The sequence below is a fragment of the Mycobacterium sp. 94-17 genome (assembly GCF_035617725.1).
Taxonomy (GTDB): domain Bacteria; phylum Actinomycetota; class Actinomycetes; order Mycobacteriales; family Mycobacteriaceae; genus Mycobacterium.
This window is the reverse complement of sequence record NZ_JAPIYN010000013.1, coordinates 83,829-107,684: the sequence shown is the minus strand read 5'-3', so window position 1 is coordinate 107,684 and position 23,856 is coordinate 83,829. Positions and strand designations below refer to the sequence as shown.

At 67.0% G+C, this 23,856-nt stretch carries 23 protein-coding genes, 1 tRNA gene and 1 pseudogene; 16 read left to right on the top strand and 9 right to left on the bottom strand.

What is annotated here, in order from left to right:
- The first annotated feature begins 6 nt into the window (after positions 1-6).
- Complete coding sequence (locus OQ789_RS16380) at positions 7-4,446, top strand: protein kinase domain-containing protein (protein WP_324687053.1); 4,440 nt, start codon at positions 7-9, stop codon at positions 4,444-4,446.
- A 3-nt stretch (positions 4,447-4,449) separates the two neighbouring features.
- Here OQ789_RS16380 and OQ789_RS16375 read toward each other — a convergent pair whose 3' ends face one another.
- Positions 4,450-6,444: an ATP-dependent DNA helicase gene (locus OQ789_RS16375; protein ID WP_324687052.1), complete on the bottom strand. Its 1,995-nt coding sequence runs from the start codon at positions 6,442-6,444 to the stop codon at positions 4,450-4,452.
- 72 nt (positions 6,445-6,516) lie between these two features.
- The gene (locus OQ789_RS16370; protein ID WP_324687051.1) at positions 6,517-7,833 is read right to left on the bottom strand and encodes a nicotinate phosphoribosyltransferase; all 1,317 of its coding nucleotides are present in this window, start codon (positions 7,831-7,833) and stop codon (positions 6,517-6,519) included.
- A gap of 67 nt (positions 7,834-7,900) precedes the next feature.
- On the opposite strand from OQ789_RS16370, the gene clpS reads away from it, so the two are divergent.
- The 8 genes from clpS to rdgB all read left to right on the top strand — a co-directional run bounded on the left by clpS (position 7,901) and on the right by rdgB (position 13,795).
- Positions 7,901-8,206 carry an ATP-dependent Clp protease adapter ClpS gene (gene clpS, locus OQ789_RS16365; protein ID WP_297601935.1) on the top strand — a complete coding sequence of 102 codons (306 nt, stop codon included), beginning with the start codon at positions 7,901-7,903 and terminating at the stop codon, positions 8,204-8,206.
- 24 nt (positions 8,207-8,230) lie between these two features.
- Entirely contained in the window at positions 8,231-8,812 is a 582-nt protein-coding gene (locus tag OQ789_RS16360; protein ID WP_324687049.1) for a DUF2017 domain-containing protein, read from the top strand.
- On the top strand, positions 8,809-9,870 hold the full coding sequence (locus OQ789_RS16355; RefSeq protein WP_324687048.1) for a P1 family peptidase: 1,062 nt from the start codon (positions 8,809-8,811) through the stop codon (positions 9,868-9,870). Before OQ789_RS16360 ends, OQ789_RS16355 begins: the two co-directional genes overlap by 4 nt.
- Before the next feature lie 81 nt (positions 9,871-9,951).
- Positions 9,952-10,629 carry a rhomboid family intramembrane serine protease gene (locus tag OQ789_RS16350; protein ID WP_420716128.1) on the top strand — a complete coding sequence of 226 codons (678 nt, stop codon included), beginning with the start codon at positions 9,952-9,954 and terminating at the stop codon, positions 10,627-10,629.
- Entirely contained in the window at positions 10,626-11,453 is an 828-nt protein-coding gene (gene murI / locus OQ789_RS16345; protein ID WP_324687047.1) for a glutamate racemase, read from the top strand. The genes OQ789_RS16350 and murI overlap by 4 nt, the downstream gene beginning before the upstream one ends.
- Before the next feature lie 79 nt (positions 11,454-11,532).
- Entirely contained in the window at positions 11,533-12,315 is a 783-nt protein-coding gene (locus OQ789_RS16340; RefSeq protein WP_324687046.1) for a cyclic nucleotide-degrading phosphodiesterase, read from the top strand.
- A 42-nt stretch (positions 12,316-12,357) separates the two neighbouring features.
- The gene (gene rph, locus OQ789_RS16335; protein WP_324687045.1) at positions 12,358-13,137 is read left to right on the top strand and encodes a ribonuclease PH; all 780 of its coding nucleotides are present in this window, start codon (positions 12,358-12,360) and stop codon (positions 13,135-13,137) included.
- A 28-nt stretch (positions 13,138-13,165) separates the two neighbouring features.
- The gene (gene rdgB / locus OQ789_RS16330; RefSeq protein ID WP_324687043.1) at positions 13,166-13,795 is read left to right on the top strand and encodes an RdgB/HAM1 family non-canonical purine NTP pyrophosphatase; all 630 of its coding nucleotides are present in this window, start codon (positions 13,166-13,168) and stop codon (positions 13,793-13,795) included.
- Between the two features lie 110 nt (positions 13,796-13,905).
- On the opposite strand, the gene OQ789_RS16325 is transcribed toward rdgB, so the two are convergent.
- Both OQ789_RS16325 and OQ789_RS16320 read right to left on the bottom strand, forming a co-directional pair.
- Positions 13,906-14,256, bottom strand: a complete 351-nt coding sequence (locus OQ789_RS16325; protein ID WP_324687041.1) for a DUF3817 domain-containing protein — start codon at positions 14,254-14,256, stop codon at positions 13,906-13,908.
- Positions 14,253-14,633 (bottom strand): hypothetical protein, encoded by a 381-nt coding sequence (locus OQ789_RS16320; protein WP_324687039.1) that lies wholly within the window; start codon positions 14,631-14,633, stop codon positions 14,253-14,255. The genes OQ789_RS16325 and OQ789_RS16320 overlap by 4 nt, the downstream gene beginning before the upstream one ends.
- A 124-nt stretch (positions 14,634-14,757) precedes the next feature.
- Between OQ789_RS16320 and OQ789_RS16315 the strand changes: the two are divergent.
- Positions 14,758-15,234, top strand: a pseudogene (locus OQ789_RS16315) (integrase core domain-containing protein); the annotation flags it as partial.
- A gap of 91 nt (positions 15,235-15,325) precedes the next feature.
- Here OQ789_RS16315 and OQ789_RS16310 read toward each other — a convergent pair.
- The 5 genes from OQ789_RS16310 to OQ789_RS16290 all read right to left on the bottom strand — a co-directional run bounded on the left by OQ789_RS16310 (position 15,326) and on the right by OQ789_RS16290 (position 19,442).
- Positions 15,326-15,781, bottom strand: coding sequence for an SRPBCC family protein (locus tag OQ789_RS16310; RefSeq protein WP_324687037.1), 456 nt, complete (start codon positions 15,779-15,781; stop codon positions 15,326-15,328).
- A gap of 145 nt (positions 15,782-15,926) precedes the next feature.
- A complete protein-coding gene (locus OQ789_RS16305; RefSeq protein ID WP_324687035.1) occupies positions 15,927-16,601 on the bottom strand; it encodes a hypothetical protein in 675 nt (224 codons plus the stop codon).
- 4 nt (positions 16,602-16,605) lie between these two features.
- The gene (locus OQ789_RS16300) at positions 16,606-17,070 is read right to left on the bottom strand and encodes a hypothetical protein (protein ID WP_324687034.1); all 465 of its coding nucleotides are present in this window, start codon (positions 17,068-17,070) and stop codon (positions 16,606-16,608) included.
- A 58-nt stretch (positions 17,071-17,128) separates the two neighbouring features.
- Positions 17,129-18,187 carry a dihydrodipicolinate reductase gene (locus OQ789_RS16295; RefSeq protein ID WP_324687033.1) on the bottom strand — a complete coding sequence of 353 codons (1,059 nt, stop codon included), beginning with the start codon at positions 18,185-18,187 and terminating at the stop codon, positions 17,129-17,131.
- Positions 18,180-19,442 (bottom strand): cytochrome P450, encoded by a 1,263-nt coding sequence (locus OQ789_RS16290; RefSeq protein WP_324687031.1) that lies wholly within the window; start codon positions 19,440-19,442, stop codon positions 18,180-18,182. The genes OQ789_RS16295 and OQ789_RS16290 overlap by 8 nt, the downstream gene beginning before the upstream one ends.
- Between OQ789_RS16290 and OQ789_RS16285 the strand changes: the two genes are divergently transcribed.
- From OQ789_RS16285 to OQ789_RS16260, 6 genes are all read left to right on the top strand, one after another.
- Positions 19,402-20,064: a TetR/AcrR family transcriptional regulator gene (locus OQ789_RS16285; protein WP_324687030.1), complete on the top strand. Its 663-nt coding sequence runs from the start codon at positions 19,402-19,404 to the stop codon at positions 20,062-20,064. The genes OQ789_RS16290 and OQ789_RS16285 overlap by 41 nt on opposite strands.
- Before the next feature lie 532 nt (positions 20,065-20,596).
- Positions 20,597-20,680: transfer RNA gene (locus OQ789_RS16280), tRNA-Leu, on the top strand.
- Between the two features lie 141 nt (positions 20,681-20,821).
- Positions 20,822-21,907 (top strand): acyltransferase, encoded by a 1,086-nt coding sequence (locus OQ789_RS16275; RefSeq protein ID WP_324687029.1) that lies wholly within the window; start codon positions 20,822-20,824, stop codon positions 21,905-21,907.
- Positions 21,908-21,990: 83 nt separating this feature from the next.
- Positions 21,991-22,776, top strand: a complete 786-nt coding sequence (locus tag OQ789_RS16270) for an SDR family NAD(P)-dependent oxidoreductase (RefSeq protein ID WP_324687028.1) — start codon at positions 21,991-21,993, stop codon at positions 22,774-22,776.
- A gap of 178 nt (positions 22,777-22,954) precedes the next feature.
- Positions 22,955-23,083, top strand: a complete 129-nt coding sequence (locus OQ789_RS16265; RefSeq protein ID WP_324687026.1) for a hypothetical protein — start codon at positions 22,955-22,957, stop codon at positions 23,081-23,083.
- A gap of 442 nt (positions 23,084-23,525) precedes the next feature.
- Positions 23,526-23,855, top strand: coding sequence for a hypothetical protein (locus tag OQ789_RS16260; RefSeq protein WP_324687025.1), 330 nt, complete (start codon positions 23,526-23,528; stop codon positions 23,853-23,855).
- Position 23,856 lies beyond the last annotated feature (1 nt).

Here is a 23,856-nt window from a genome sequence, read left to right as displayed (position 1 = left end):
CGATCAATGAGTGCGCCCGCGAGTGTCGAGTGCAGCAAGTGCGGGGCGCGGAACCGGCCTCGGGCCAAATTTTGCAGCAGCTGTGGCGCCCCGATCGTGGCCGAGGTCGCATGCCCCGGCTGCGGCGCGCGTCAGCCGGGCTCGCAGCGCTTCTGCGACGAATGCGGCACCGAGCTGAGCGCGCGGTCGGCGCCGGCGCCGCCCGCGGGCCCACCGGTCCCCCGGAAACTTGCGGACGGGCGTTACACGCTCGGTCGCCTGCTCGGCGAGGGTGCCGGCAAGCGCGTGTACCTGGCCACCGACACCCGCCTGCAGCGCGAGGTGGCCGCGGCATTGTTCAAGGGCGGCGGGTCGGACGAGAACTCCATGCGCCGCGCGCACCGCGAAGCCGAGGCGATGGCGAAGCTTGGCGAGCACCCCAACATCGTCAACGTGTACGACTTCGGAGAGCAGGAGGGACAGCTATACCTGATCAGCCAGTACATGTCCGGCGGTGACCTCTATGGTCTGCTTTCAGACGCGGCGGATCACCGGCTCGCTGTCGAAGAGGTGGTCCGGATCGGCGGGGATGTCGCCAGTGGGCTCGCGCACGCGCACGCGCACGGTGTAGTGCATCGTGACGTCAAGCCCCAGAATGTGTGGCTGGCGCCCGACGGCACCGCCAAGATCGGAGATTTCGGGCTTGCGGTCGCGGAAGGCGCCACGCGCTTGACGGCAGTGGGGACGGTGATCGGGACCGTCGCCTATATGGCCCCCGAGCAGGCCCTTGGCCGTGGTGCCGACGCCCGTTCCGACATCTACTCGCTTGGTGCTTTGCTGTACGAATTGTTATGCGGGACAGCACCATTCGCTGGTGAGTCAACGGCTGCGGTTGTCTCCCAGCATGTTTCGACTGCTCCGGTCGCTCCGAGCGGGCACCGCTCCGGTGTTCCGGCAGCGTTCGACCAGTTGCTGCTCAAGATGCTCGCGAAGTCGCCAGACGCGCGTCCGCAGCGAGCAGGCGAGGTTCGCGATGCGCTGAGGGCGCTAGCCGGTGCGGTCGCGGGCGGCGATGGCGCGACTCAGGACCTGGCGGCGCTCGATCGGATCAGCGACAGCACTTTCCTTGGGCGAGAGCGGGAGACCCGTGAGCTTCGTGCCGCGATCGATGACGCCGTGGGCCGCCGCGGCCGTACCGTCCTGATAAGTGGAGAGTCGGGAATCGGCAAGACACGGCTTGCGTCGGAGGCCGCGGCGTACGCCGCCCTTCGGGGCGCGCAGGTTCTGTGGGGTCGCAGCTATGCGGGTGCGGGTGCTCCCGCCTATTGGCCGTGGGTGCAGGTGATCCGGGACTACGCACGCGGCCACGACACCGAGACGGTGGCTTCTGCTCTGGGGTCGGGCGCGTTCGAGATCGCTCAGATCGTCTCCGAGATCCGCGAGCGGATGCCGGAGATCCCTGAATCGCCACCGCTGGACGCTGAGCAGGCGCGCTTTCGGCTGTTCGACTCGGTGTCGCGATTCCTGATCGGGGCCTCCGACCGCCAGCCCCTCGCGATCTTCCTCGAAGACCTGCAACAGGCCGACCACCCCTCGCTGATGCTGTTGGCGTTCGTCCTGCGCGAGCTGGCTCACTCGCGGGTGTTCGTGCTGGGCACTTACCGCGACGACGAACTTTCCGACGACCACTACTTCAACGAGGTGCTCACCGGGCTCAGCAAGGAGCGCGGATACGCACGCATCAAGCTTCGAGGGCTCTCCGATCAACATGTCAAGGCGATGCTCGAAGCGGTGCTGCAACAACCGCTGGAGCGACGAAGTGAACTCGCACTTGCAGACGCGGTTTGCCGCGAGTCGGAGGGCAATCCGTACTTCACCGAAGAAATCGTCCGCCATCTGATCGACTCCGAAGTGCTCGACTGGCGCGACGGCCGGTGGTTTACAAACATCCGGGACGGCGAGGAGCTCGGCATCCCTCGGGGTGTCCACGAAGTGGTCTCCCGTCGGTTGGAGAAGCTGCCGGCTGAAACACTCGAGCTGTTGTCGACGGCGGCGGTGATCGGCCGTGAGTTCGATCTGCCGATCCTGACGCACGTCAGCGGGCTGGAGGCAGACGCCGTGTTGGCGCGGATGCAGCCGGCTCTGAACGGAGCAATCGTTCGGCAGGCCACCGGCGAGCCGGGCCGGTACGGCTTCGCGCACGGCGCGACCCGCGACGCGCTGTATGACGACCTGCCCGCGCCGCGGCGCTCCCAGCTGCATATCGCCGCCGGCGAGGCAATCGAGGAGCTCTACGAGGACCGGATCGAGTCCCATCTGTCCGCGATCGCATTCCACTTCGCGAAGGCGGCGCCCTACGGTGACGCCGCGAAGGCCGCCGACTATGCCTGGTGGGCGGGGGAACGCGCGGCTGCGACGTATGCCTACGAGGACGCGGTCAGCCTTTATGCGACGGCGCTGCGGCTCTTCGACGCGATCTCGGAGGTGGTGCCGCAGCGCCGATGCGATCTGCTGCTGGCCCTCGGGGATGCCAGGTGGCGGGCCGGGGAAGCCGAAGGCGCCCGCGAGACATTCGGCGAGGCGGCGACGATCGCGCGTGAGCTGGCGCTGAACGACCACTACACCCGTGCCGCACTTGGATACGGTGGAGGTCCGGGCGGCTTCTCGATCACCGATCGTGCCGATGAACAGCTGGTGGCGATGTTGAACGAGTCGCTCGAGGTGCTGCCGGCGCGCGACAGCGCCCTGCGAGTGACCGTCCTTGCTCGGCTGGCCCTGGAGCTGCGCCGGAAGGGTGCGCTGGCGGAAGCCGACCGAGCCAGCGCGCAGGCCACCGAGATGGCCGAACGCGTCGGCGACACGAAGATCTTGCTGCTCGCCATGCATAGCCGGCAGTGGTCGACCTTGGGCCCCGACCGGACGGACGAAGCCATTGCGTCCGGCGAAGAGATGGCGCGGCTCGCCCGGATCGTCGGTGACCGGGACATGGAGTTCGAGGGCCACCAACTGCGGCTGATCGCGCTTGCCCAGCTCGGCGATTTCCGGGCGGTAGATCAAGAGATCGCGGCGTGCGACCGGTTGGCCAACGAACTGCACCAGCCGCGCTACCTGTGGCAGACGGCGGTGTTCCGCACGATGCGAGCGCTGATGCAGGGCCGCTACAAGGAGTCGGAGCGTCTTGCCCAAACGGCGCTGTCGATCGGCCAGCGCGCCGAGCCGGAGGTCGCGGCAGTGGTATTTGGCGCCCACTCGTTTCTGACCCGACTCGCGGATGGCACCCTGGACCAGCTGCGCGACGCCGCCCGCGAAGCCGCTGCGCGCTACGGCCAGGCGTGGCCGGCCTCGTACGTGTGGCTGCTGACCGAGATCGATCAGCTCGATGAGGCGCGAGCAAGGTTCGCCGAGCTGGCGGCCGAGGGCTTCCAGGCGCTCCGCCGTACCAGCGACTGGTTGACTTCGGTCTGCGTGCTCTCGATGGCGTCGATTCCGATCGGTGATCCAGAGGCCGCAAGCGCACTCTACGAGCTGCTCGTGCCCTACGCAGATCGCTGCACTCTGTTTCTGGCCGGAGCCGGGTGCCTCGGCTCCAACCACACGTTCCTCGCCTTCGCCGCCGCGGCAGCGAACCGTCAACAGGACGCCGTGCATCACTTCGACCTGACCCTCGCCCGCAATGCGGAAATCGGCAGTGACTATGTGACGCCGCGGGTCTGCTACGAGTACGCACGCATGCTGTTCAGCAGATCTGAGCCGGCGGATTGGGACAAGGCGATGGCCCTGATCGATCGGGGACTTGACTTCGCGCAGCGTAACGGCATGCGCGTCGAGGTTGAACGACTCGTGCAGCTGCGCCGAGGGCACGAGGAGCGCCGGGAGCAGCAGCTCGGGTGGTCGGTGATGGAAGACGTTGCAGAGTCCGTAGAGGCGGACCGGCCCGACCTCAGCAAGGTGGCCGCTCCGGACGGAACGGTCACGATCATGTTTTCGGACATTGAGGGCTCGACGGTACTTGCCGAGCAGCATGGTGATGAGCGCTGGCTGAAGCTCTTGCACCGCCACAACACGGTCATCCGTCGTCAGCTGGCAGCCCACAGCGGCTTCGAGGTCAAATCGCAGGGCGACGGGTTCATGGTCGCCTTCGCCAGCGCCCGCAACGCGCTGCGCTGCGCGATCGGAATCCAACGCGACTTGGCGGCCTATCGCGATGAGTCCGGTGGTCAGGTGCTGCGCGTCCGAATCGGACTGCACGCCGGAGAGGTGATTCGCGAGCAGGACGACTTCTTCGGGCACACCGTGATCCTCGCGGCGCGCATCGGGGCGAAGGCCAATGGCAACGGGATCCTCGTCTCTGCGGTACTGCGTGGGCTGGTTGCCGGCAGTCACGAGTTCGTGTTTGGCGAAACGCGCGAGGAGCAGCTCAAGGGGATAGAAGATCCCCAGCGCGTCTACGAGGTCTGCTGGGAATAGGGCTCAGGCCGTCAGGCCCTCTTCCGATGCCGGCGCGGTGCGCAATCGCCGCAGCGCCTGACGCACCTGCTCCCCGTTGGTGGTCTGCCAGAACGGCGGCAGCGAGGCGCGCAGGTAGCCGCCGTAGCCGGCGGTGACCATCCGTGAGTCCAGCACCGCGACCACCCCGCGGTCGGTGATGCGGCGCAACAGTCGCCCCGACCCCTGCGCCAGCAGCAGCGCCGCGTGGTTGGCCGCGACGGCCATGAAGCCATTGCCGCCGCGCGCGGCGACCGCGCGCTGCCGCGCGCCCAGCAAGGGGTCGTCGGGCCGGGGAAACGGGATGCGGTCGATCAGCACCAGCGACAGCGACGGCCCGGGCACGTCGACGCCCTGCCACAGTGACAGCGTGCCGAACAGCGACGTCTGGGGGTCGGCGCTGAAATGCTCGACGAGCGCCGATGTGCTGTCGTCGCCCTGGCACAGCACCGGCGTCGACAGCCGTTCGCGCATGGCCTCGGCCGCCGCCCGGGCCGCCCGCATCGACGAGAACAACCCCAGCGTGCGCCCGTCGGCGGCGGTGATGAGCTCGGCGATCTCGCTCAGCTGCTCGGCCGAGCCGGTGCCGTCGCGTCCCGGTGGGGGCAGGTGCGCGGCCACGTACAGGATCCCGGCCTTGGCGTGCTGAAACGGCGAGCCCACATCCAGGCCGCGCCACCGCGTATCGGCGTCATCGTCGGCCGTCAGCCCCCACGCCTCGGCCATGGCGTCGAACGAGCCGCCGATGGTCAGCGTCGCCGACGTCAGCACCACCGTCGAACGCGAGAACACCCGGGACCGCAACAGCCCCGCGACCGACAGCGGAGCCACCCGCAACACCGGTCGCGATGAACCCCTCACCTCCTCGTGCTCCAGCCACACCACGTCGGTGCGGTCGGGAACGGCCGGGCCGAACGAGTCCAGCACGCGCGAGGCGGTGTCCGATATCTCGCTCAGCGCCGCAACTGCTTCGGCGCGCGCCGAGGCCGCCTTGGGGTCGTTCGTGGTGTCGATTGCCGAGCGCGCCGCCGTCGCCGTGTCGCGCAGCGCCGTCAGGTACGTCGCCAGCTCCTCGTCCAGGCGATCGACACGGCCCGGCGCGCCGTCGTGGATGAGCGCCGCGAAGTTCGCCGTCGTCGCCTCGAGGCGCTGGACCAGCTCCGGGTCCACCAGGCGGCCGACCCGCCGGGCTGCCACCCCGAGGGCGGTCGACGTCAGCTCCGCGGTGGCCACCGACGTCAGCCGATCCACCAGCTCGTGTGCTTCGTCGACGACCAGCAGCGCGTGTTCGGGCAGCACCGCCGAATCGGCCACCGCGTCGATGGCCAGCAGCGCGTGGTTGGTGACCACCACGTCGGCGCGGCCGGCGCGGCCCCTGGCCCGTTCGGAGAAGCACTCGGTGCCGAACGGGCAGCGCGCCACGCCCAGGCACTCCCGCGCGGAAACGCTGACCTGCGACCAGGATCGGTCCGGGACGCCGGGCTTGAGATCGTCGCGGTCGCCGGTGTCGGTGCTCGACGCCCATTGGGTGAGCCGTTGCACGTCGCGGCCCAGCGCGCTGACCGCCATCGGGTTGAAGAGCTCCTCCTGCGGCCGGTCGTCTTCGTCACCGTCGGCCGCCCCGCCGTTGTGAAGCTTGTTCAGGCACAGATAGTTTCGCCGGCCTTTGAGCAAAGCGAACTGCGGATGCCGCGGCAGCGCGTCGGCCAGCGAATCGATCAGCCGGGGCAGATCGCGGTCGACGAGCTGGCGCTGCAGCGCGATCGTGGCCGTGGACACGACGACGGGGGAGTCGTCGTCGAGTGCGTGCACGATCGCGGGCACCAGATAGGCGAGCGACTTGCCGGTACCGGTGCCGGCCTGCACCACCAGGTGCTCCCCGGTGGCGAAGGCCCGAGCCACCGCGGCGGCCATCTCTTGCTGGCCGCCGCGTTCACTACCGCCGAGCGCGGCGACCGCGGTGGCGAGCAGCTCAGACACGGAAACGTCGGACGTGGCTACCCTCTTCGCTGTTGGAGGCGGCGCTCGCGCCGCGGCGTCTTTGCCGCGGTGCTAGCGCCTGCCGGCGGGAATCTGCGTCGTCGTGACCGCGGGATCGCCGTGGGACAAGTTCAATCCCTCCCACGGCAGACTGCGCAGCCCGGAAGTTACCAGCTCGCGCGCCGCGGCGAGGTTCGGTTTGGACACCAGCTCGCCGCCACGCACCAGCGGGACGGTCAACACCCGGGCCGGACCGGAGACGGCGGGCCGACGGCCGGCGGGATACACCACCTCCTCGGTGATGATGCCGGAGTCGCGCGACAGGCGCAGCGCCTCCTTGCGGCCGCCGTGGGATTCCTTGTGGCTGCTGCGCTTTTGCACCGGCAAGCCGTCCACCTCAACGAGCTTGTACACCATGTTGGCCGTCGGGGCGCCCGAGCCCGTCACCAGCGACGTGCCCACGCCGTAACTGTCGACCGGTTCGGCGGCCAGGGCCGCGATGGAGAACTCGTCGAGGTCACCGGAGACCACGATGCGCGTGCCGGTGGCGCCCAGCCCGTCGAGCTGGTCCCGCACCTGGCGCGCCAGCACGCCCAGCTCGCCGGAGTCGATGCGCACCGCCCCGAGCCCGGCCCCGGCGGCGGCCACCGCATTGGCCACGCCGGTCGTCACGTCGTACGTGTCCACCAGCAGGGTGGTGTCGACGCCGAGCGCGTCGACCTGTGCCCGAAACGCCGCCAGCTCGGTCGATTTCGTGGGGGAGTCCGCGCGCGCGTGCAGCATGGTGAACGCGTGCGCGGAAGTGCCCTCGGTCGGTATTCCGTAGCGGCGCTGCGCCTCCAGATTGGACGACGCGGCGAAGCCGGCCAGGTAAGCGGCGCGGGCCGCGGCGACCGCGGCGTGCTCGTGGGTTCGCCGCGACCCCATCTCGATCAGCGGGCGTCCCCGGGCCGCGCCCACCATGCGCGCCGCGGCCGACGCCACCGCGGTGTCGTGATTGAAAATCGACAGGGCCAGGGTCTCGAGCACCACGCATTCCGCGAACGTCCCGCTCACCGACAACACCGGCGATCCGGGGAAGTACAGCTCGCCTTCGGCGTAGCCATCGACGTCACCGCCGAACCGGAATTCGCGGAGATACCGCAGCGTGTCCGGGTCCAGGAACCGGCCCAGCGACCGGCAGGCCTGGTCATCGAAGGTGAACTGCGGCAACGCTTCGAGCAGGCGGCCGGTTCCGGCGACCACGCCGTACCGTCGGCCTTCGGGAAGCCCGCGGGCGAAAAGCTCGAAGGTGGTCCGCCGATTGGCGTTGCCGTCGCGCAGCGCCGCCGCCAACATCGTCAGCTCGTACCTGTCGGTCAGCATCCCACTAACGACCGGGCCGTCCATTCCGTAAAGGTATCGGCCGCCGGACAAGACTCGGTAACCTCGTCCATCCCTCGGTATCGTGTACGCCATGGTTGTTATGTCAGCGCCCACTAAGCCGGGCACTACAGGACAACGAGAGTCCGCTCCGGTAGAGGCCACGGCGAGCCCGTGGGTCACGATCGTCTGGGATGACCCGGTCAATCTGATGACCTACGTGACGTACGTGTTCCAGAAGTTGTTCGGCTACAGCGAACCGCACGCCACCAAGCTGATGCTGCAGGTACACAACGAAGGAAAGGCCGTCGTCTCCGCCGGCAGCCGGGAATCCATGGAAGTCGATGTGTCCAAGCTGCACGCCGCCGGATTGTGGGCGACGCTGCAGCAGGACCGCTGAAACTCGAGGCGCTGGCGATTCCCTGTGCGCAAATGGAAGCGGGTCGAGACCGCGAGCGGTCCCCGTTTTCGGTCCTCGCTGGCATCGCATGAGGCTGCGCTGCTCACCAACCTGGCCACGGCGATGATCGGCTTGCTCGACGAGCGTGACTCTTCTTCGCCCGCAGACGAACTCGAAGAGATCACCGGGATCAAGACCGGCAACGCCGAGCCGCCGAAAGATCCCACGCTGCGCCGGCTGTTGCCCGATTTCTACCGCCCCGACGGCCAGGACACCGCCCGGCCCGACGCCGCGGACAGCCTCAATGCCGCCCTGCGCAGCCTGCACGAGCCCGCCATCGTCAACGCCAAACGCGTTGCCGCACAGCGGTTGCTGGGCACGGTCCCCGGCGATGGCGGGAAGTTCGAGCTGACCGAGGACGACGCCAACTCGTGGGTCACGGCGGTCAACGACATTCGGCTGACCCTGGGAGTCATGCTCGAGGTCGGGCCCCAGGGCCCGGAGCGCCTGCCGGCCGACCATCCGCTGGCCGTGCACTTCGACGTGTATCAGTGGCTGACGGTGTTGCAGGAGTACCTGGTGCTGGTGCTGATGGGAACCCGATGACCTCGCCGGCCGGCGCCATCACCGATGTCGGGGGCATCCGGGTCGGCCACTACCAGCGACTGGATCCCGACGCGTCCCCGGGCGCCGGCTGGGCCTGTGGCGTGACCGTCGTGCTCACCCCCCCGGGCACCGTCGGCGCGGTGGATTGCCGCGGCGGCGCACCCGGCACCCGGGAGACCGACCTGCTGGACCCGGCCAACACCGTGCGGTTCGTGGACGCGGTGTTGCTCGCCGGGGGCAGCGCCTACGGGCTGGCCGCCGCCGACGGCGTCATGCGCTATCTGGAAGAACGCGAACGTGGTGTGGCGATGGACGGCGGCGTGGTGCCCATCGTGCCGGCGGCGGTGATCTTCGACCTGCCGGTCGGCGGATGGGAATGCCGTCCGACGGCCGAGTTCGGTTACGCGGCCTGTGCCGCCGCCGACGACGGCACGCCGGTGGGCGTCGGGACCGTCGGCGCCGGGGTGGGTGCCCGCGCCGGCGCGCTCAAGGGCGGCGTCGGGACCGCGTCGAGGACCTTGCCGTCCGGCGTGACCGTCGGGGCCCTGGCCGTGGCGAACGCGGCGGGCGAGGTGGTCGACCCGGTCACCGGCTTGCCGTGGATGGCGGACCTGACCCGCGAGTTCGCGCTGCAGCCGCCGCCACCCGGGCAGATCGAGGCCTTCGCCCGGTTGCCGTCCCCGTTGAATTCGGCGGACAGCCCGCTCAACACCGTCATCGCGGTGGTGGCCACCGACGCCGCCCTGAGCCCGGCAGCCTGCCGGCGGGTGGCGATCTCCGCGCACGACGGCTTGGCCCGCGCGATCCGGCCTGCGCACACGCCGGTCGACGGTGACGCGGTGTTCGTGCTGGCTACCGGGGCGGTGGAGGTAGGCGCGGCGGCCGGTTCGAAGCCGGTGCCCGCCGCGTTCTCGCCGGAGACCCGGCTCGTCACCGAGGTGGGCATCGCAGCGGCCGATTGCCTCGCGCACGCGGTGCTGGGCGGTGTGCTGGCGGCCGAGTCGGTCGCCGGCATCCCGAGCTACCGCGACGTGCTGCCCGGCGCATTCGGTCGATGAGCTCCAACGGCCGCAGCGCCGGTAGCCTTGACGATGCTGGTAACAGGCCGGAAGGGCATCAATGTATGAGGAGCGGCGCCCGTGACTAAATCGCGGGGAGGTCAAGGCGCGGCCGCCGCTCAGACCAGGAAGCGGTCCACCGCGGCCGTGGGAGCCGTCACCATCCTCACTTTCGTGGCGCTGCTCTATTTGGTGGAACTCATCGACCTGCTGACGAACCACTCCCTGGAGGACAACGGCATCCGGCCGAAGACGACCGACGGCTTGCGGGGCATCATCTTCGCCCCGCTCCTGCACGCCAACTGGGCACATTTGATGGCCAATACGATCCCGCTGCTGGTGCTGGGATTTCTCATGACACTGGCCGGAATCGCGCGGTTCGTGTGGGCTACCGCGATCATCTGGATCCTGGGCGGCTTCGGCACCTGGCTCATCGGCAATGTGGGCAGCAGCTGCGGCCCGACCGACCACATCGGCGCGTCCGGCCTGATCTTCGGCTACCTTGCGTTTCTGCTGGTGTTCGGCATCTTCGTCCGCCGGATGCGCGACATCGTCATCGGGCTGGTGGTGCTGTTTCTCTACGGGGGCGTGTTGCTGGGCGCGATGCCGGTGCTGCACCAATGCGGCGGGGTGTCCTGGCAAGGACATCTGTCCGGCGCGGTCGCCGGCGTTGTCGCCGCGTACGTGTTGTCCGGTCCCGAGCGCAAAGGCCGCGCGGCGAGGAAGGCCGGCACCGCCGTGCCGCGGCCCAAGGCATGAACTCGGCGCTGGCACCCATCGGGGTCTTCGACTCCGGTGTCGGGGGACTGACCGTCGCGCGGGCGATCATCGACCAGTTGCCCGACGAGGACATCATCTATGTCGGGGACACCGGCCACGGTCCGTACGGACCGCTGACCATCTCGGAGGTCCGCGCGCACGCGCTGGCCATCGGTGACGACCTCGTCGGCCGCGGCGTCAAGGCGTTGGTGATCGCGTGCAACACGGCGTCCGCGGCGTGCCTGCGGGACGCGCGTGAACGCTACGACGTACCCGTCGTCGAGGTGATCCTGCCCGCGGTGCGCCGCGCCGTCGCCACTACCCGCAACGGGCGTATCGGGGTCATCGGCACCCAGGCGACCATCACCTCGCGCGCCTATCAGGATGCGTTCGACGCCGCCCGCGACACCGAGATCACGGCGGTGGCCTGCCCGCGCTTCGTCGACTTCGTGGAGCGCGGCGTGACCAGCGGCCGTCAGGTGCTCGGACTGGCGGAGGGCTATCTGGAGCCGTTGCAGCGCGCGCAGGTCGACACGCTGGTGCTCGGCTGCACGCACTATCCGCTGCTCTCCGGGCTCATCCAGTTGGCGATGGGTGACCATGTGACGCTGGTTTCCAGCGCCGAGGAAACCGCCAAGGAAGTGCTTCGGGTGCTGACCGAACGGGACCTGCTGCGCCCACACCCGGATGATCCCAGCACCGCCCCGCCTTCCAGGGTGTTCGAAGCCACCGGCGACCCCGAGGCCTTCACCGCCCTGGCGGCGCGATTCCTCGGTCCCGCGGTCACCGGTGTGCGGCCCGTGCATCAGGCGCACATTGAGTAGCGGCTAGCGACCGGACGAGATTCTCGTCACATCAATGCGGCGATGTTTTCGTCACGGTCCCATCGGGCATGGCACAGTAGTGTCCGTGCGAATAACCGTGCTCGGCTGCTCGGGCAGCGTGGTGGGTCCGGATTCGCCCGCGTCGGGCTACCTGCTTCGGGCATCGGACACTCCGCCGTTGGTCATCGACTTCGGTGGGGGCGTGCTCGGCGCGCTGCAGCGGTATGCCGATCCCGGTTCCGTGCACGTGCTGTTGTCGCATCTGCACGCCGACCACTGTCTGGATCTGCCCGGATTGTTCGTGTGGCGGCGCTACCACCCGACGCGTCCGCTGGGTAAGGCGTTGCTCTACGGCCCGGGGGACACCTGGTCGCGGTTGGGTGCCGCGTCGTCGCCCTATGGCGGTGAGATCGATGACTGTTCCGACATTTTCGACGTGCGTCACTGGGTCGACGGTGAGCCGGTGACGGTTGGCGCACTCACCGTGACACCGCGCGTGGTGGCTCACCCGACCGAGTCCTACGGCTTGAAGATCACCGATCCCTCCGGTGCCTCGTTCGTCTACAGCGGCGACACGGGCGCCTGCAATCAGCTCGTCGAGCTGGCCCGCGGCGCCGACGTCTTCCTCTGCGAGGCCTCGTGGACGCACTCGCCGGACCGTCCGCCCGCGCTGCATCTTTCCGGCACCGAAGCCGGCCGGGCCGCGGCCGAGGCCGGCGTTCGCGAACTGTTGCTGACGCATATCCCGCCGTGGACCTCGCGTGAGGACGTGATCAGCGAGGCCAAGGCCGAGTTCGACGGTCCCGTGCATGCGGTGGTGTGTGGGGAGACGTTCGATATCCGCCGCTCCGAGCGGGTCTGAGTCAGCCGCGGCGGTGCCGAATCGCCCGCTAGGGTGGGCGGCGTGACCAGACGAGAAGACGGCCGCCTTGACGACGAGCTGCGGCCCGTAGTCATCACCCGCGGTTTCACCGATCATCCCGCCGGTTCGGTATTGATCGAATTCGGCCACACCAAGGTCATGTGCACCGCGAGCGTGAGCGAGGGGGTGCCGCGCTGGCGCAAGGGCTCGGGCCTGGGGTGGCTGACCGCGGAGTATGCGATGTTGCCGTCGGCGACCCACACTCGTTCGGACCGCGAGTCGGTGAAGGGCCGCCCGTCCGGGCGTACCCAGGAGATCAGCCGGCTGATCGGGCGGTCGCTGCGCGCCTGCATCGATCTCGCGGCGCTGGGGGAGAACACCATCGCCGTCGACTGCGACGTCTTGCAGGCCGACGGCGGCACCCGCACCGCGGCCATCACCGGCGCCTTCGTGGCGTTGTCCGACGCGGTGACCTATCTCGCGGCGGCCGGGAAGCTGTCGGATCCCCGACCGTTGTCCTGTGCGATCGCGGCGATCAGCGTCGGCGTGGTCGACGGCCGGATCCGGGTCGACCTGCCCTACGAGGAGGACTCCCGCGCCGAGGTCGACATGAACGTCGTCGCCACCGACACGGGGACGCTCGTCGAGGTCCAGGGGACCGGCGAGGGGGCGACCTTCCCGCGGTCGACGCTGGACAAATTGCTCGACGTGGCGCTGGCCGCGTGCGACAAGTTGTTCGCCGCTCAGCGCGAGGCGCTCGAGCTCCCCTACCCCGGTGTGCTGCCCGAGGGGGCGCCAACGCCGAAGGCATTCGGCAGCTGACGCGCCGGCGACGATGCAGAGCGAAGCGATGGGGCGGAGCGGCGCTTCAGCCAAGCTCCTGGTCGCCAGCCGCAACCCGAAGAAGCTGGCCGAGCTGCGCCGGGTGCTCGATGCCGCCGGTCTGACGGGATTGACCCTGGTGTCGCTCGACGACGTCGCGCCATTCGAGGAAGCGCCCGAGACCGGCGCGACTTTCGAGGACAACGCCCTGGCCAAGGCGCGCGATGCGTTCACCGCGAGCGGGCTGGCAAGTGTGGCCGACGATTCCGGGCTAGAGGTCGCCGCGCTCAACGGCATGCCCGGGGTGCTGTCGGCGCGGTGGTCGGGGACGCACGGCGACGACGCGGGGAATACCGCGTTGCTGTTGGCGCAACTGCGCGACGTGCCCGACCGACGTCGCGGTGCGGCGTTCGTGTCCGCCTGTGCGCTCGTCTCGTCGGCAGGGGAGGTGGTCGTCCGGGGCGAGTGGCCGGGCAGCATCGCCAGCGAACCGCGCGGCGCCGGTGGCTTCGGCTATGACCCGGTCTTCGTTCCCGACGGGCATGACCGGACCGCGGCGGAGCTGAGCCCGATGGAAAAGGATGCCGTCTCGCATCGCGGCCGGGCGCTGCGGCTGTTGTTGCCGTCGCTCGAAGCGCTGGCCCGGTCTGGGGGATGAATCCCCTCGCTTTGCGAGGCATGGGCAACGCGGGTCACACCGGTCCCCTGGGTCGTGTGACAGGCACTTCTCGTCTCGTCCCGCGGAGAGACGAGTCTGACCGATCTGGCCTACAAGCCGAAGCGGGCTTTGACGTCGCGGGTTTGGAAGTGCTCCACGATGATCCCCAGCAACGGGATGGTCCCGGACAGCAGCACGCCGACCGTCTTGCCGATCGGCCAGCGCACCTTGATCGCCAGGTTGAAAGCGGTCAACACGTAGATGAAATACACCCAGCCGTGGACCACTTCGATCCACCGGATCTCGTGGTCGAAGGCCAGGTGCGAGACGATCTCGTAGCACAGCGCGATGAGCCACAGGCCCGTCGTCCAGGCCATGATCCGGTAGCCGAGCAAGGCGGTGCGGATCTTGTCGGCGGGCACCGCGGGCACTGCTCCGCCCGGCGTCTCCGGTGTGGTCATGCAATCGTCCTTCTTTGCTTTTCGGCGTCTTGCGCGGCGAGCTCGGCCAGGTAGTTGTTGTACTCCCGCAGCGCCGGGTCATCCGGTGCCGGCGGCGGGGACACCGGTCGCTCGGGCAGCAGCCCGGCGGGTATCTCCGTCATGGCCTCGGTGCTGCGCGGCGGGGGCGGTTCCTCTTCGTAGCGCACGAATTTGCGGTACGCGTACACGCAGAACCACGCGAACAGCGGCCACTGCAACGCATAGCCGAGGTTCTGGAACGAGCCGGAGACGGACTGGAACCGGGTCCACTGCCACCAGCCCAGGGCCAGGCAGCCGCAGGCGGCGATGATCACCAAGGCGATCAGCGCGGGTCTGCGACGGTGTGTAGTGGACACCCCTTGACCGTACCGCTCATGATTTGGGCTCGACGAATTCATCGAGGCGGAGCCACCGCGGCTCGGCTGGGTCCACGGAATGGCAAGGTCGCCGAGCGACGCGGTAGACAACCCGCGGATGCCTTCCACCGCGCCGCCCGAGGTGATCGCTGATGCACCAACCCGATGTGGCCGTGGACTTCCAGTTCGACGTCACCATCGACGGGCGACCGGTCAAAATCGTCTCGATCGTCGACGAGCACACCTCGCGAATGCCTCGGCGGCGTGATCGAGCGCAGAATCACTGGTGGGCACCTGATCGGTGAACTCACCCATCTGCCGACTGACCCAGCACCTACTCGGCGGTGCTGCGGTGCGACGACGGACCCGAATTAGCCTGCGCCGCATTGGCTGACTGGTCAGCAGGACAGGTCAGCATGCACTTTATCCCGCCCGGCGAGCTCTGGCGCAACGGCTACGTCGAATCGTTCAACTCCCGCATCTTCTACGAACGCCTCAATATCAACAGCTTCTGGTCATTGGCCCAGGCCCGTGTGTCATCAGCAACGGGAAACACGACTACAACCACTGCCGCCGACACTCCGCGCTGGGAAACCAACCCCTGTACCCACCAATGCACGGCTTTCGTCAGCCGTGGACCAGTTCACGGGCTCCCGTCAATCGATCTATCAGGGCTGAGCCGAAGAACTCCATTAGGTCGTCTCGACCGCGCTCTGGATCCGTTCAAGCGTGGTTGTCATATCGCGGATGTTGCGTCTTCGCCGCAATTCGCCAAACAGAAATTGGACGAACCGCGGCATGCCATAATCTTTTACTCGGAACGATTCCGTCACGTCGGTCCCCGAATGCGCCGGGTCAAATTGATAGTGCCAGTTGTTGACTGGTGTGTTACCGACAAGCACTTCGAAGCCGAACTCACGACCCGGTTCGCACGCCGTGATCCTGCACGTTGTCCAGTAGGTTGGGCCGACTTCGTTGCGTCTGACATGGCCGCGGAAGCGGACGCCGACGGCAGGGCCGGTTGCGCCGTCAAGCCATTCAGCATCGAATGTCTCTGGGGAGAAGCGTCCGATGTTGCGAACATCGGCTACCAGCCGCCAGATGTCCTCGGCTGACGCATTCATGTGCAGCGTCACAGACTCATGCATCACCGAAGCATAGCCAGCGTAGGTAAATCCGTTGGGTCATATGGGCAGGGTGTGGTCGTGAACCGCCCCGGTCGCAAACATCTGTACATGCCGGCGGTCGTCATATGGGCGGTGGCTCTTTTCAACTCGGCCTTCACTATTGGGGTCAGCGATTCCATCGTCGTCGGTCCAGGGCGTAGAGCCAGGGCAGCGTCAAAAACGGTGTCATGTAGAAGATGTCGAACACCCACCAGCCGGTGACTCCAAATAGCGTGTTGCCGAGTCGATTCGGGAAGTTTTGCAGCAGGTTGGCCATGTAGGCCGTCCACAGCAGGACGTAGCACCAGGACGTCAGCACCATCCAGCGGTGTCCTCGACGTTTGAGTTTGATGAACGCCCATGCGGCGATGATCCGTGCCGGAAATATCATGAAGACCGCCATGGAGGCCATCGATTTTTCGCCGTCGTCGAAGACGCCACCTAACCACGTGGAGTTGTAGTCGAAGTAGTAGCCGCCGTCGATGAATCGGCCGAAGCCCCGTGACATCGTCTGCAGCAGATGGGTGTTGTGGGAAAACAGGTCCATCGACCAGCCGACGAAGTTGATGCTGGCGTCGACCATGGAAAACACGCCGAAGATCGTGACCGCGGCCGGGCGCACGACCTCGCCGGCGGTGCGGGCGCGAGTCAACTTCCGGAGCGCCACAACAATCAGTACGAGCCCTATCGGCGCCAGCACGACGGTCCCGCAGCACAGCGCTCCCGACAACAACCAGCGGTCGGCATCGTCGACCAGTGGGGTCGCGTGCCGGGAGTTCGTTGCCGATGTCAGAGCGGTCATCGCCTTACCACCCGAACCGCAGTAGCACGACCGGCAGCACCGCAGCCATCAGCACCGACACCCCGACGGTGCAGAACGCGGCGATTGCGACGAGGAACTTGGTGAGTCCGGGAATCTGGATGTAGTACCAGTTCGCATCTTTGCTCAGATCCGCGCCGTCATCGGGCGGTAGCGGGTCGTCGGCGGTGATCGCCTCCAGCCGGCTCTGCAGCCAGTGCCAGCAGTACAGCAGGGCGCCGACGACCGCAGCGTTGCCGGCCAGGATCAAGAGGTCGCCGAGGAATCCGTGACCATGTGAAGGGCCGATCGGCTTCACGACGCCGTCGCCGATACCGGTGCCGTAGCCGTAATGCAGTGCCACCGCGTAGCTGGCGACGATCCATCCGCCGAAGAACAGAAAGCAGAATGCGGTCAACGCGTAGATCGCGTGCTTGCGGCCCTGAATAGCTTGTTCCTCAACGTCGTTCATCGGCTAGCCGGTCCCTTCTATGCAGTGAATAGGTGCTGAGTGCCGAGGGTTGGTGGACTCAACCGACCGTGGCATATGGCGACCGAGCGGTGATGACCGGCAGGTCCAAGGGGGTAAAGACGCCCGAAGGTGCCGCCACCACGGCGGGGATGGCGTTGACGGCGGGCATCGCCGTGGTGGTTCCGATGTCGAACGTCTCGAAATCGGCTGGTGCAAAAGACATCTTGAGTTTGATATTCGGATCACCGGTGATATCGATCAGGTAGCCGTTGGCCAGTTTCCACTCCGGCTCCTGCGGGTGCCCGAGGATCGTGCCCAGCGTCCAGGTGGTACGCAGGTCGGTGACCGGTTCCCCGTTGCGGGTTCCCGTCCAGGTGGCGTCAATCCCTGCGACGGAACCCTCAGGTATCTGAAGGAATCCCAGATCACGGTCGGACAGGGCGACTGCCAACTCCACGGTCAGCTCCACGTCGTCGATCTCGACGCCGATCGCGCGCGCCATCGCTACGACGGTTTCGGGGTAGTCGGGCTCGGCTTTGCGCAGTCCCGCGGAGATGGTCTCGATGTCGGGTCGGCCGCCGAAGCCGTATCCCGACCAGGTGGGCGCGTTGCCGTAGAGAAAGCAGTCCATCGATTCGGTGACGCTGATCCGGCTTACGTGCCGACACATGGCGGTGGCCGCCAGGGCGATCGTGGGCACGTGCATGGGGTTGCACCCGGTGCCGACCAACGTGGCGTTCCCGGTATGTGCAGCGCTACGCAAACGCGCGCCGGCATTGTCGGGGTAGTGGTCGCCGTTGACCAGCCTGGCTGTGGTGACCACATTGATGCCGGCGGACAAGATGCGCTCCAATTCGGCGATGTCGGGCCAATGTGGCATGTAGACAACACAATCCGGCTTGGATGCCAGCACGGTGTTGACATCGTCGGTGGCGGTGACGCCGACGGGGTCACGCCCTGCCAGGACACCGGCGTCCTGTCCGCGCTTGTCGGGGCCGTGGCTGTAGAGGCCGACTAGCTGCAGCCGCGGGTCGTCGAGGATCGCGCGGATCGCGCTGGCGCCGACGATGCCACTGGTCCACTGAGCGACCCGGATAGGCTTGCGCGCCTCAGGCATCCCACACCACATTCAGCGTGGCCGGGGAGCGCATCAGGGTGCCCTCGATGCTCGGCGGTGGGCTTGCGGGATCCAGTCGCAACCCTGGCAACCCATCCAGCAGCGCGCGCACCAGGTCCTCGGTCTCCATCTTGGATAGGTGCATGCCCAGACACATGTGCACACCGTGACCGAAACCCAGCGCGGCCTTGTAGGGCCGGCGCAGATCAAAGCGTTCAGGGGCTTCCCAACGATCCGGGTCGTGATTGGCCGCGCCGATCACCACCATGACGGTCGCTCCCGCCGGTATTCGTACCCCGGCCAGCTCGGTGTCCCGGGTGGTCAACCGCGGCACAAACTGTAGCGGGGTTTCCCATCGCACGGCTTCGTTGACCGCCGCGGTGAGCGCGGCCGGATCGTCACGCACCGCGTCAAGCTGGTCGCGTTCCGACAGCAGTGCCGCCATGAGCGAGGACGACGACCGATAGGTGGTCTCTGCGCCGGCGGGCAACAGCAGGCGCAGAAATGAGTAGATCTCCTCGTCGGTGAGTTGCTGGCCGTCGTGCTCGGAGTGAGCCAGCACAGAGATGAGGTCTTCGGCTGGGTCCCGCCGCCGCTCGGCCAGCAGCGGCGCGAACATGTCGGCGAGCTTGGCCGCGTTAGCCAGGCCCGTATCCGGGTCATGGGACGACGTGACGAGTTCGATTGCGGTGTAATGGAATGCCGCATACTGCGTGGGCGGCAGGCCCAGGATGGCGGCGAACGTTCGCATCGGGAAGGCGAACAGGAATCCGCGCACCAAGTCCGCGCGGCCGGCCGGACGCAAATCGGCGACCATGCCGGCGAGCAGCGGTGTCACGATCCGGGACTGCCAGCCGCGCATGGTCTTGGGTCCCAGCGCGGGCTGCAGCAGGCCGCGATAGCCCTTGTGCTCGGGCGGGTCCATCTCGATCACCGAGCGGCCCATGACCTTTCCGATCATGTCGTGATAGGCGATGCTGCTGAACGTTTCGGTGTCCCGCAGCACCGTCGACGCCGCGTCGTAGGAATAGACGCTGAACGTGGGGGGCATGCCCTCGACGTGTCCAGGCATGCCCAGGTGCGGCAGACCTGCATGCACCGCGGACTCTGCGCGCAACGCCGTGTAGGCCTCGTACGGCGCGGGCTGGCCGAACCCAACGCTCAGGTTGAACGCCTGGAAGAGCTTCCACGACGCCTCGTCATAACCGGAATCAGTGCGCGCATCGCCGCCAATTGTTTCAGATGCAGGCTGCATGTGGGATACGATAACACCGATGAACCGACAGCAACAAGCACGCGCCACGCGCGCGGCGTTAATCGGTGCAGCACGCGAACTATGGTCCCGCCAAGGATTTTTCGCGACCAGCACGTCCGACATCGTCGTTGCGGCGGCGGTTGGCACCCGCGGTGCCTTTTACGCTCATTTTTCCGATCGCGAGCAGCTTTTCCTGGCGGTCCTCGACGATGTGAGCCAGCGGCTGGCCGACGAACTCGACCAGCAGGTGACGCCTTCGCAAGATCCGCTCATCGATTTGCAGATGGTGCTGCTGGCATTCCTGAACATCGTCGTTGAAGCGCCCGATGTGCAGGCCCTGCTGGTCGACGGGCCCGCAGTGTTCGGCCCGACTCGCTGGCATCAGGCCGAACAGGCGCGTGGTCTGGCGCCCATCGAGGCACGGGTTGGCGCGGCGATCGCCGCCGGCGTCATCGACGAGCAGCCGGCCCGGCCGCTGGCAATGATCCTGTTGATGCTGGTCAACGACACGGCACTGATGATCGCGGCGGCCGACGACCGCGCTACCGCCCGCCGCGACGCCGGCGCGGCCCTGTCCCGGCTGATCTCAGGACTGAGATCCGATGATGGTTCTCATTCGTGAGTAGGCCGCGACGTCGCGCTTATAGGGCCGAGCAGGCGAATACCGGTTGTCGAGTCTGTGCAATCGCCGACCGTCGGCGTCGGAGACGTCGATTTCGCGACTGCGTCCTCGGCCCGGCTGTTGACCGTGACGATCACGGACATCCTCGGCATACCGCGATCAGATCAGCGTGCCGTCGCCAAAAAGAGGCGGAGAAGCTGTCCAGGATGAACGACGACGAGTGCGGCTCGTTGGAAGACTGCGCTCAAGACGCGCCATCAACGAAATTATGCTTCTCGGCGCCCGCCGGCATTCCGCGCTGGGCTATCAAGTCCCATACGGTCCTTCGCGGTATGCCCGCCTGACGCGCGATCGCGCGGTCATTCAAACCCGTAGTGCGGTCATTCAAACCCGTAGTAATGAGGCGCCGGATGCCGTCGAAGTCTTCCACCGGTTGCGTCCCGCGTCTCTCCTAATGCCGCTGTAATGAACCCAAAGTGGGACGCACCGCCGACAACTCCGGCGATGAACTGAGAGGTACGATCGCCACGCCGCGGGCGTGATGGAATTGGCAGACATGCCGGCTTTAGGTGCCGGTGCTCGAAAGAGCGTGAGGGTTCGAGTCCCTCCGCCCGCACTGAGGCTTACGCAAGCGGCTGCCGCGCGAAAGATGCAGAGGGCGCCAAGTGTCCCCGGGTTTGTGATACAGCAACGGCGAGTTGTATAAAACGCAGCGACGCGTAGTGCTGGGAGTCGGTGCGCGATATACGGGGGGGCGATGAAGCTCGGGCAGGCATTCGATCCGCGAAACAATGCACTCAACGCGTTTCGGTTGGCGTTCGCGGCGTCGGTGATCCTGTACCACTCCTTCCCCCTGACCGGTCGCCAGCTGTCGCCCGCCCCGGTTCGCCACCTACTTTCGTCGGTGGGTGTCGACGGATTCTTTGCAATCTCAGGCTTCCTGATAACCGCGAGTTGGCTCAACAATCCTCAGCTACGTGAGTTCTTCGTCGCTCGCGCTCTTCGCATCCTTCCCGGGTTGTGGGTCTGCCTGATCGTCACCGCGTTTGTCCTGGCCCCGATCAGTGTCGCGATACAGGGCGGACAGGCCGCGGATCTGCTGATGTCCCGGGCGCCGTTCGGGTACGTCCTGAAAAACAGCGCGGTGGTGTGGCTTCAGCCCGATGTCGGCGGGACCCCGCGCGGCGTTCCCAGGGCGGGCGGCTGGGACGGTCCCCTGTACACCCTCATATGGGAGGTGATGTGCTACGTCGCTGTTGCCGGCCTCGGCGTGATCGGCTTGGCCGGCCGCCGCTGGATTTCGCCCGTGCTGTTGGCACTGGCACTGGTCGCGGCTGTGTTGCTTCCGCCGATCACCGACGAGGCTGCGCTGTGGACAGTCCCGGGCCTGGCTGCGCGTTTCGCCCTGATGTTTGCGGCGGGAGCCCTGCTGTACCACTTCAAAGACGTGATTCCGGCTCGATGGTCCTTTGTCACGGTGAGCGTGGCCGTCCTGCTGGCGGCGAGCCTGCTGCCTGACTATCGGGTGGTCGCCGCTGTCCCTCTGGCCTACGCCGTGATCGTGTCGGGTGCGTTGGTCCGCAACAAGAGACTGAGACTGCGGACCGATTTGTCCTATGGCACATACATTTACGGGTGTCCGACTCAACAGTTGATGGCCGTTTGTGGACTCGTCAACCTGAACCCCTTGGTGTTCTTCGTCCTGTCGACGATGGCGACCCTGCCGCAAGCCGCGCTGAGCTGGTTCATAGTGGAGAAGCGCGCGCTGTCGTTGAAGTCTCGTCTCAAGCGGAAATCGTCTGCCCCGCCCGGTCCACAACTGCCGAAAGCAGCGACCTCGTAGCTCCCGAGGCGCCCGGCAAAGCGCTGCCACCGGCCGTGACGACCGAGTAGCGTCGTGCGCGCACGGCGGATGAAGGAGCGCGCATGGATCTGCATCTGTCGGGAAAAATCGCCGTCGTCACGGGAGCCAGTAAAGGCATTGGTCTCGCGGTCACCAGGGCTCTCGTCGACGCAGGCGCCCATGTGGTGGCGGGGGCACGGACCCCCGGTGAGCAGCTGCCGCTTCTCGAAGGGAGCGGGCAGGTGTCGTATGTATCCGTGGACCTTACCCGGCCCGGTGCCGCCGAAGAATTGATCGCCGCGGCGGGCCGCCGCGGCGGGATCGACGTTTTGGTCAACAACGTCGGCGGTGCCAAGGTTCGCCCGGGCGGACTTGCCGGCATTTCCGACGACGACTGGCGCGCGTCGTGGGATCTCAACCTGATGGGCGTCGTGCGACCGACCCGCGCGGCCCTGCCGGAGATCGAGCGCCGCGGCGGCGGTTCCATCGTCATCGTCAGCTCGATCAGTGCCTATGCTCCCGGCTCGAACACCTACGATTACTGTGCCGCCAAGGCGGCTGTCGCCAATTTCGCCAAAGCATTGTCAAAAGGCTTGGCGCCAAAGAATATTCGCGTGAACTCGGTCAGCCCGGGCGTGGTGTCCACCAAGCGGTGGATGGAGCGGGGTGGGCTGGCCGACGGGTTCGCCGCCGTCAGCGGTCAGACGGCCGAGGAGGTCAGGGCGGAGTTCGCGGCCTCGGCGCCGACGGGGCGATTCACCACCCCCGAGGAGGTTGCGGACCTCGTTGTCTTCCTGGCCAGCGACCGCGCCGGAAATACCACCGGATCGGACTATCGCATCGACGGGGGAATCGTCGCCTCTGTCTGATCGTCGCTGCACTCGTCGCACCGCCGTGAAAAATGCGTTCGGCACCGCTTTCGGAAAGTTTTCAAAACCCTTCCGGCGGTCCACGGAATATTGCACACGCGGCGAATGGCGGCGATAGCATCACATAACCGGAGGCACTTATATGCCACGGCGTTTGCCTAACAGAAAGGCGCGACCGATGAGAACGAAGACCACCAAAAAGATGCTGAAGGCTGTCGCAGTGGCAGCGGTGCTGACCGGTGTGATGCTCGGGTCGTCGGGCTGCATAACGATCACCCACGGGGCACCCGTAGTCGCGGCGGATTAATCGCCGACGTCGGCAGCGGCCAGTGACTCGTGAACTGGCCGGCGTGCGACCGATTGCGCAATGCGAATAGCCCATTCGTCGCCCAGCCCCTGAGGCTCGCCATTGCGGCTGCCGGAAAGCTGTTGCGATCCCCGCTGCGGTGAGAGGCAATCGCCGACCGGTGAATTACGACACGCCATTCCAGGGCCTAGACGTTTACGCGAATGCCCAATAGAAAGCGCTGCTGGCGCACCGCTTTCTATTGGGCCCCGCTCGTCCTGGGCAATGGCCCCGGATTGCGGACATAAGGGCGCCTCGCCGCGCGCCCATTAAGAACCCCCTTTGTTGCGCAGCCCCGATTGCCGGTCGGCCCGGGCGCCCCGAAACGAAATCTTGCGCGGCGTCAGCGTCAAACGCGTCCTGGCGGGTATCTCCGAACTCACCGGAACACAAGGGAGATGCCATGCCCACGGGAAACGAGCCGTCAGCACGAGGCGAAAAAGCCGTCACCGCAGAAGATATCGAGCTCGCCGAACAGAAAGTCGCCGTCGCGCGCGAACGCGCCGCTCGCGCGGGACTGTCCGCGGCGCGCAGCTTCGAGGAGTCCGCGGCTCGGCACGAGCGGGTCGCGCGCGTCCAGGATCAAGCTGTCCAACAAGGCGTGTTGCACACGGAGGTGCACCGCAGGTCCGGGATCAAGCACCGGCAGGCGGCGCAAGAAGACCGCAGGTTGGCGGAGCGCAAGCGAAAAGAATCGGAAGCGGACCTTGCCTGGCCGCCGGTCATGGACTGAC

Excerpts from the sequence above, each read along its gene's own strand:
- OQ789_RS16310 (WP_324687037.1), bottom strand. The coding sequence starts at position 15,781 with ATGCATGAGTCTGTGACGCTGCACATGAATGCGTCAGCCGAGGACATC.
- murI (WP_324687047.1), top strand. The coding sequence starts at position 10,626 with ATGAACTCGGCGCTGGCACCCATCGGGGTCTTCGACTCCGGTGTCGGG.
- OQ789_RS16325 (WP_324687041.1), bottom strand. The coding sequence starts at position 14,256 with ATGACCACACCGGAGACGCCGGGCGGAGCAGTGCCCGCGGTGCCCGCC.
- OQ789_RS16355 (WP_324687048.1), top strand. The coding sequence starts at position 8,809 with ATGACCTCGCCGGCCGGCGCCATCACCGATGTCGGGGGCATCCGGGTC.
- OQ789_RS16275 (WP_324687029.1), top strand. The coding sequence starts at position 20,822 with ATGAAGCTCGGGCAGGCATTCGATCCGCGAAACAATGCACTCAACGCG.
- OQ789_RS16370 (WP_324687051.1), bottom strand. The coding sequence starts at position 7,833 with ATGGACGGCCCGGTCGTTAGTGGGATGCTGACCGACAGGTACGAGCTG.
- OQ789_RS16290 (WP_324687031.1), bottom strand. The coding sequence starts at position 19,442 with ATGCAGCCTGCATCTGAAACAATTGGCGGCGATGCGCGCACTGATTCC.
- OQ789_RS16270 (WP_324687028.1), top strand. The coding sequence starts at position 21,991 with ATGGATCTGCATCTGTCGGGAAAAATCGCCGTCGTCACGGGAGCCAGT.
- OQ789_RS16265 (WP_324687026.1), top strand. The coding sequence starts at position 22,955 with ATGAGAACGAAGACCACCAAAAAGATGCTGAAGGCTGTCGCAGTGGCA.
- OQ789_RS16305 (WP_324687035.1), bottom strand. The coding sequence starts at position 16,601 with ATGACCGCTCTGACATCGGCAACGAACTCCCGGCACGCGACCCCACTG.
- rdgB (WP_324687043.1), top strand. The coding sequence starts at position 13,166 with ATGGGGCGGAGCGGCGCTTCAGCCAAGCTCCTGGTCGCCAGCCGCAAC.
- OQ789_RS16380 (WP_324687053.1), top strand. The coding sequence starts at position 7 with ATGAGTGCGCCCGCGAGTGTCGAGTGCAGCAAGTGCGGGGCGCGGAAC.
- OQ789_RS16260 (WP_324687025.1), top strand. The coding sequence starts at position 23,526 with ATGCCCACGGGAAACGAGCCGTCAGCACGAGGCGAAAAAGCCGTCACC.
- OQ789_RS16295 (WP_324687033.1), bottom strand. The coding sequence starts at position 18,187 with ATGCCTGAGGCGCGCAAGCCTATCCGGGTCGCTCAGTGGACCAGTGGC.
- OQ789_RS16300 (WP_324687034.1), bottom strand. The coding sequence starts at position 17,070 with ATGAACGACGTTGAGGAACAAGCTATTCAGGGCCGCAAGCACGCGATC.
- clpS (WP_297601935.1), top strand. The coding sequence starts at position 7,901 with ATGGTTGTTATGTCAGCGCCCACTAAGCCGGGCACTACAGGACAACGA.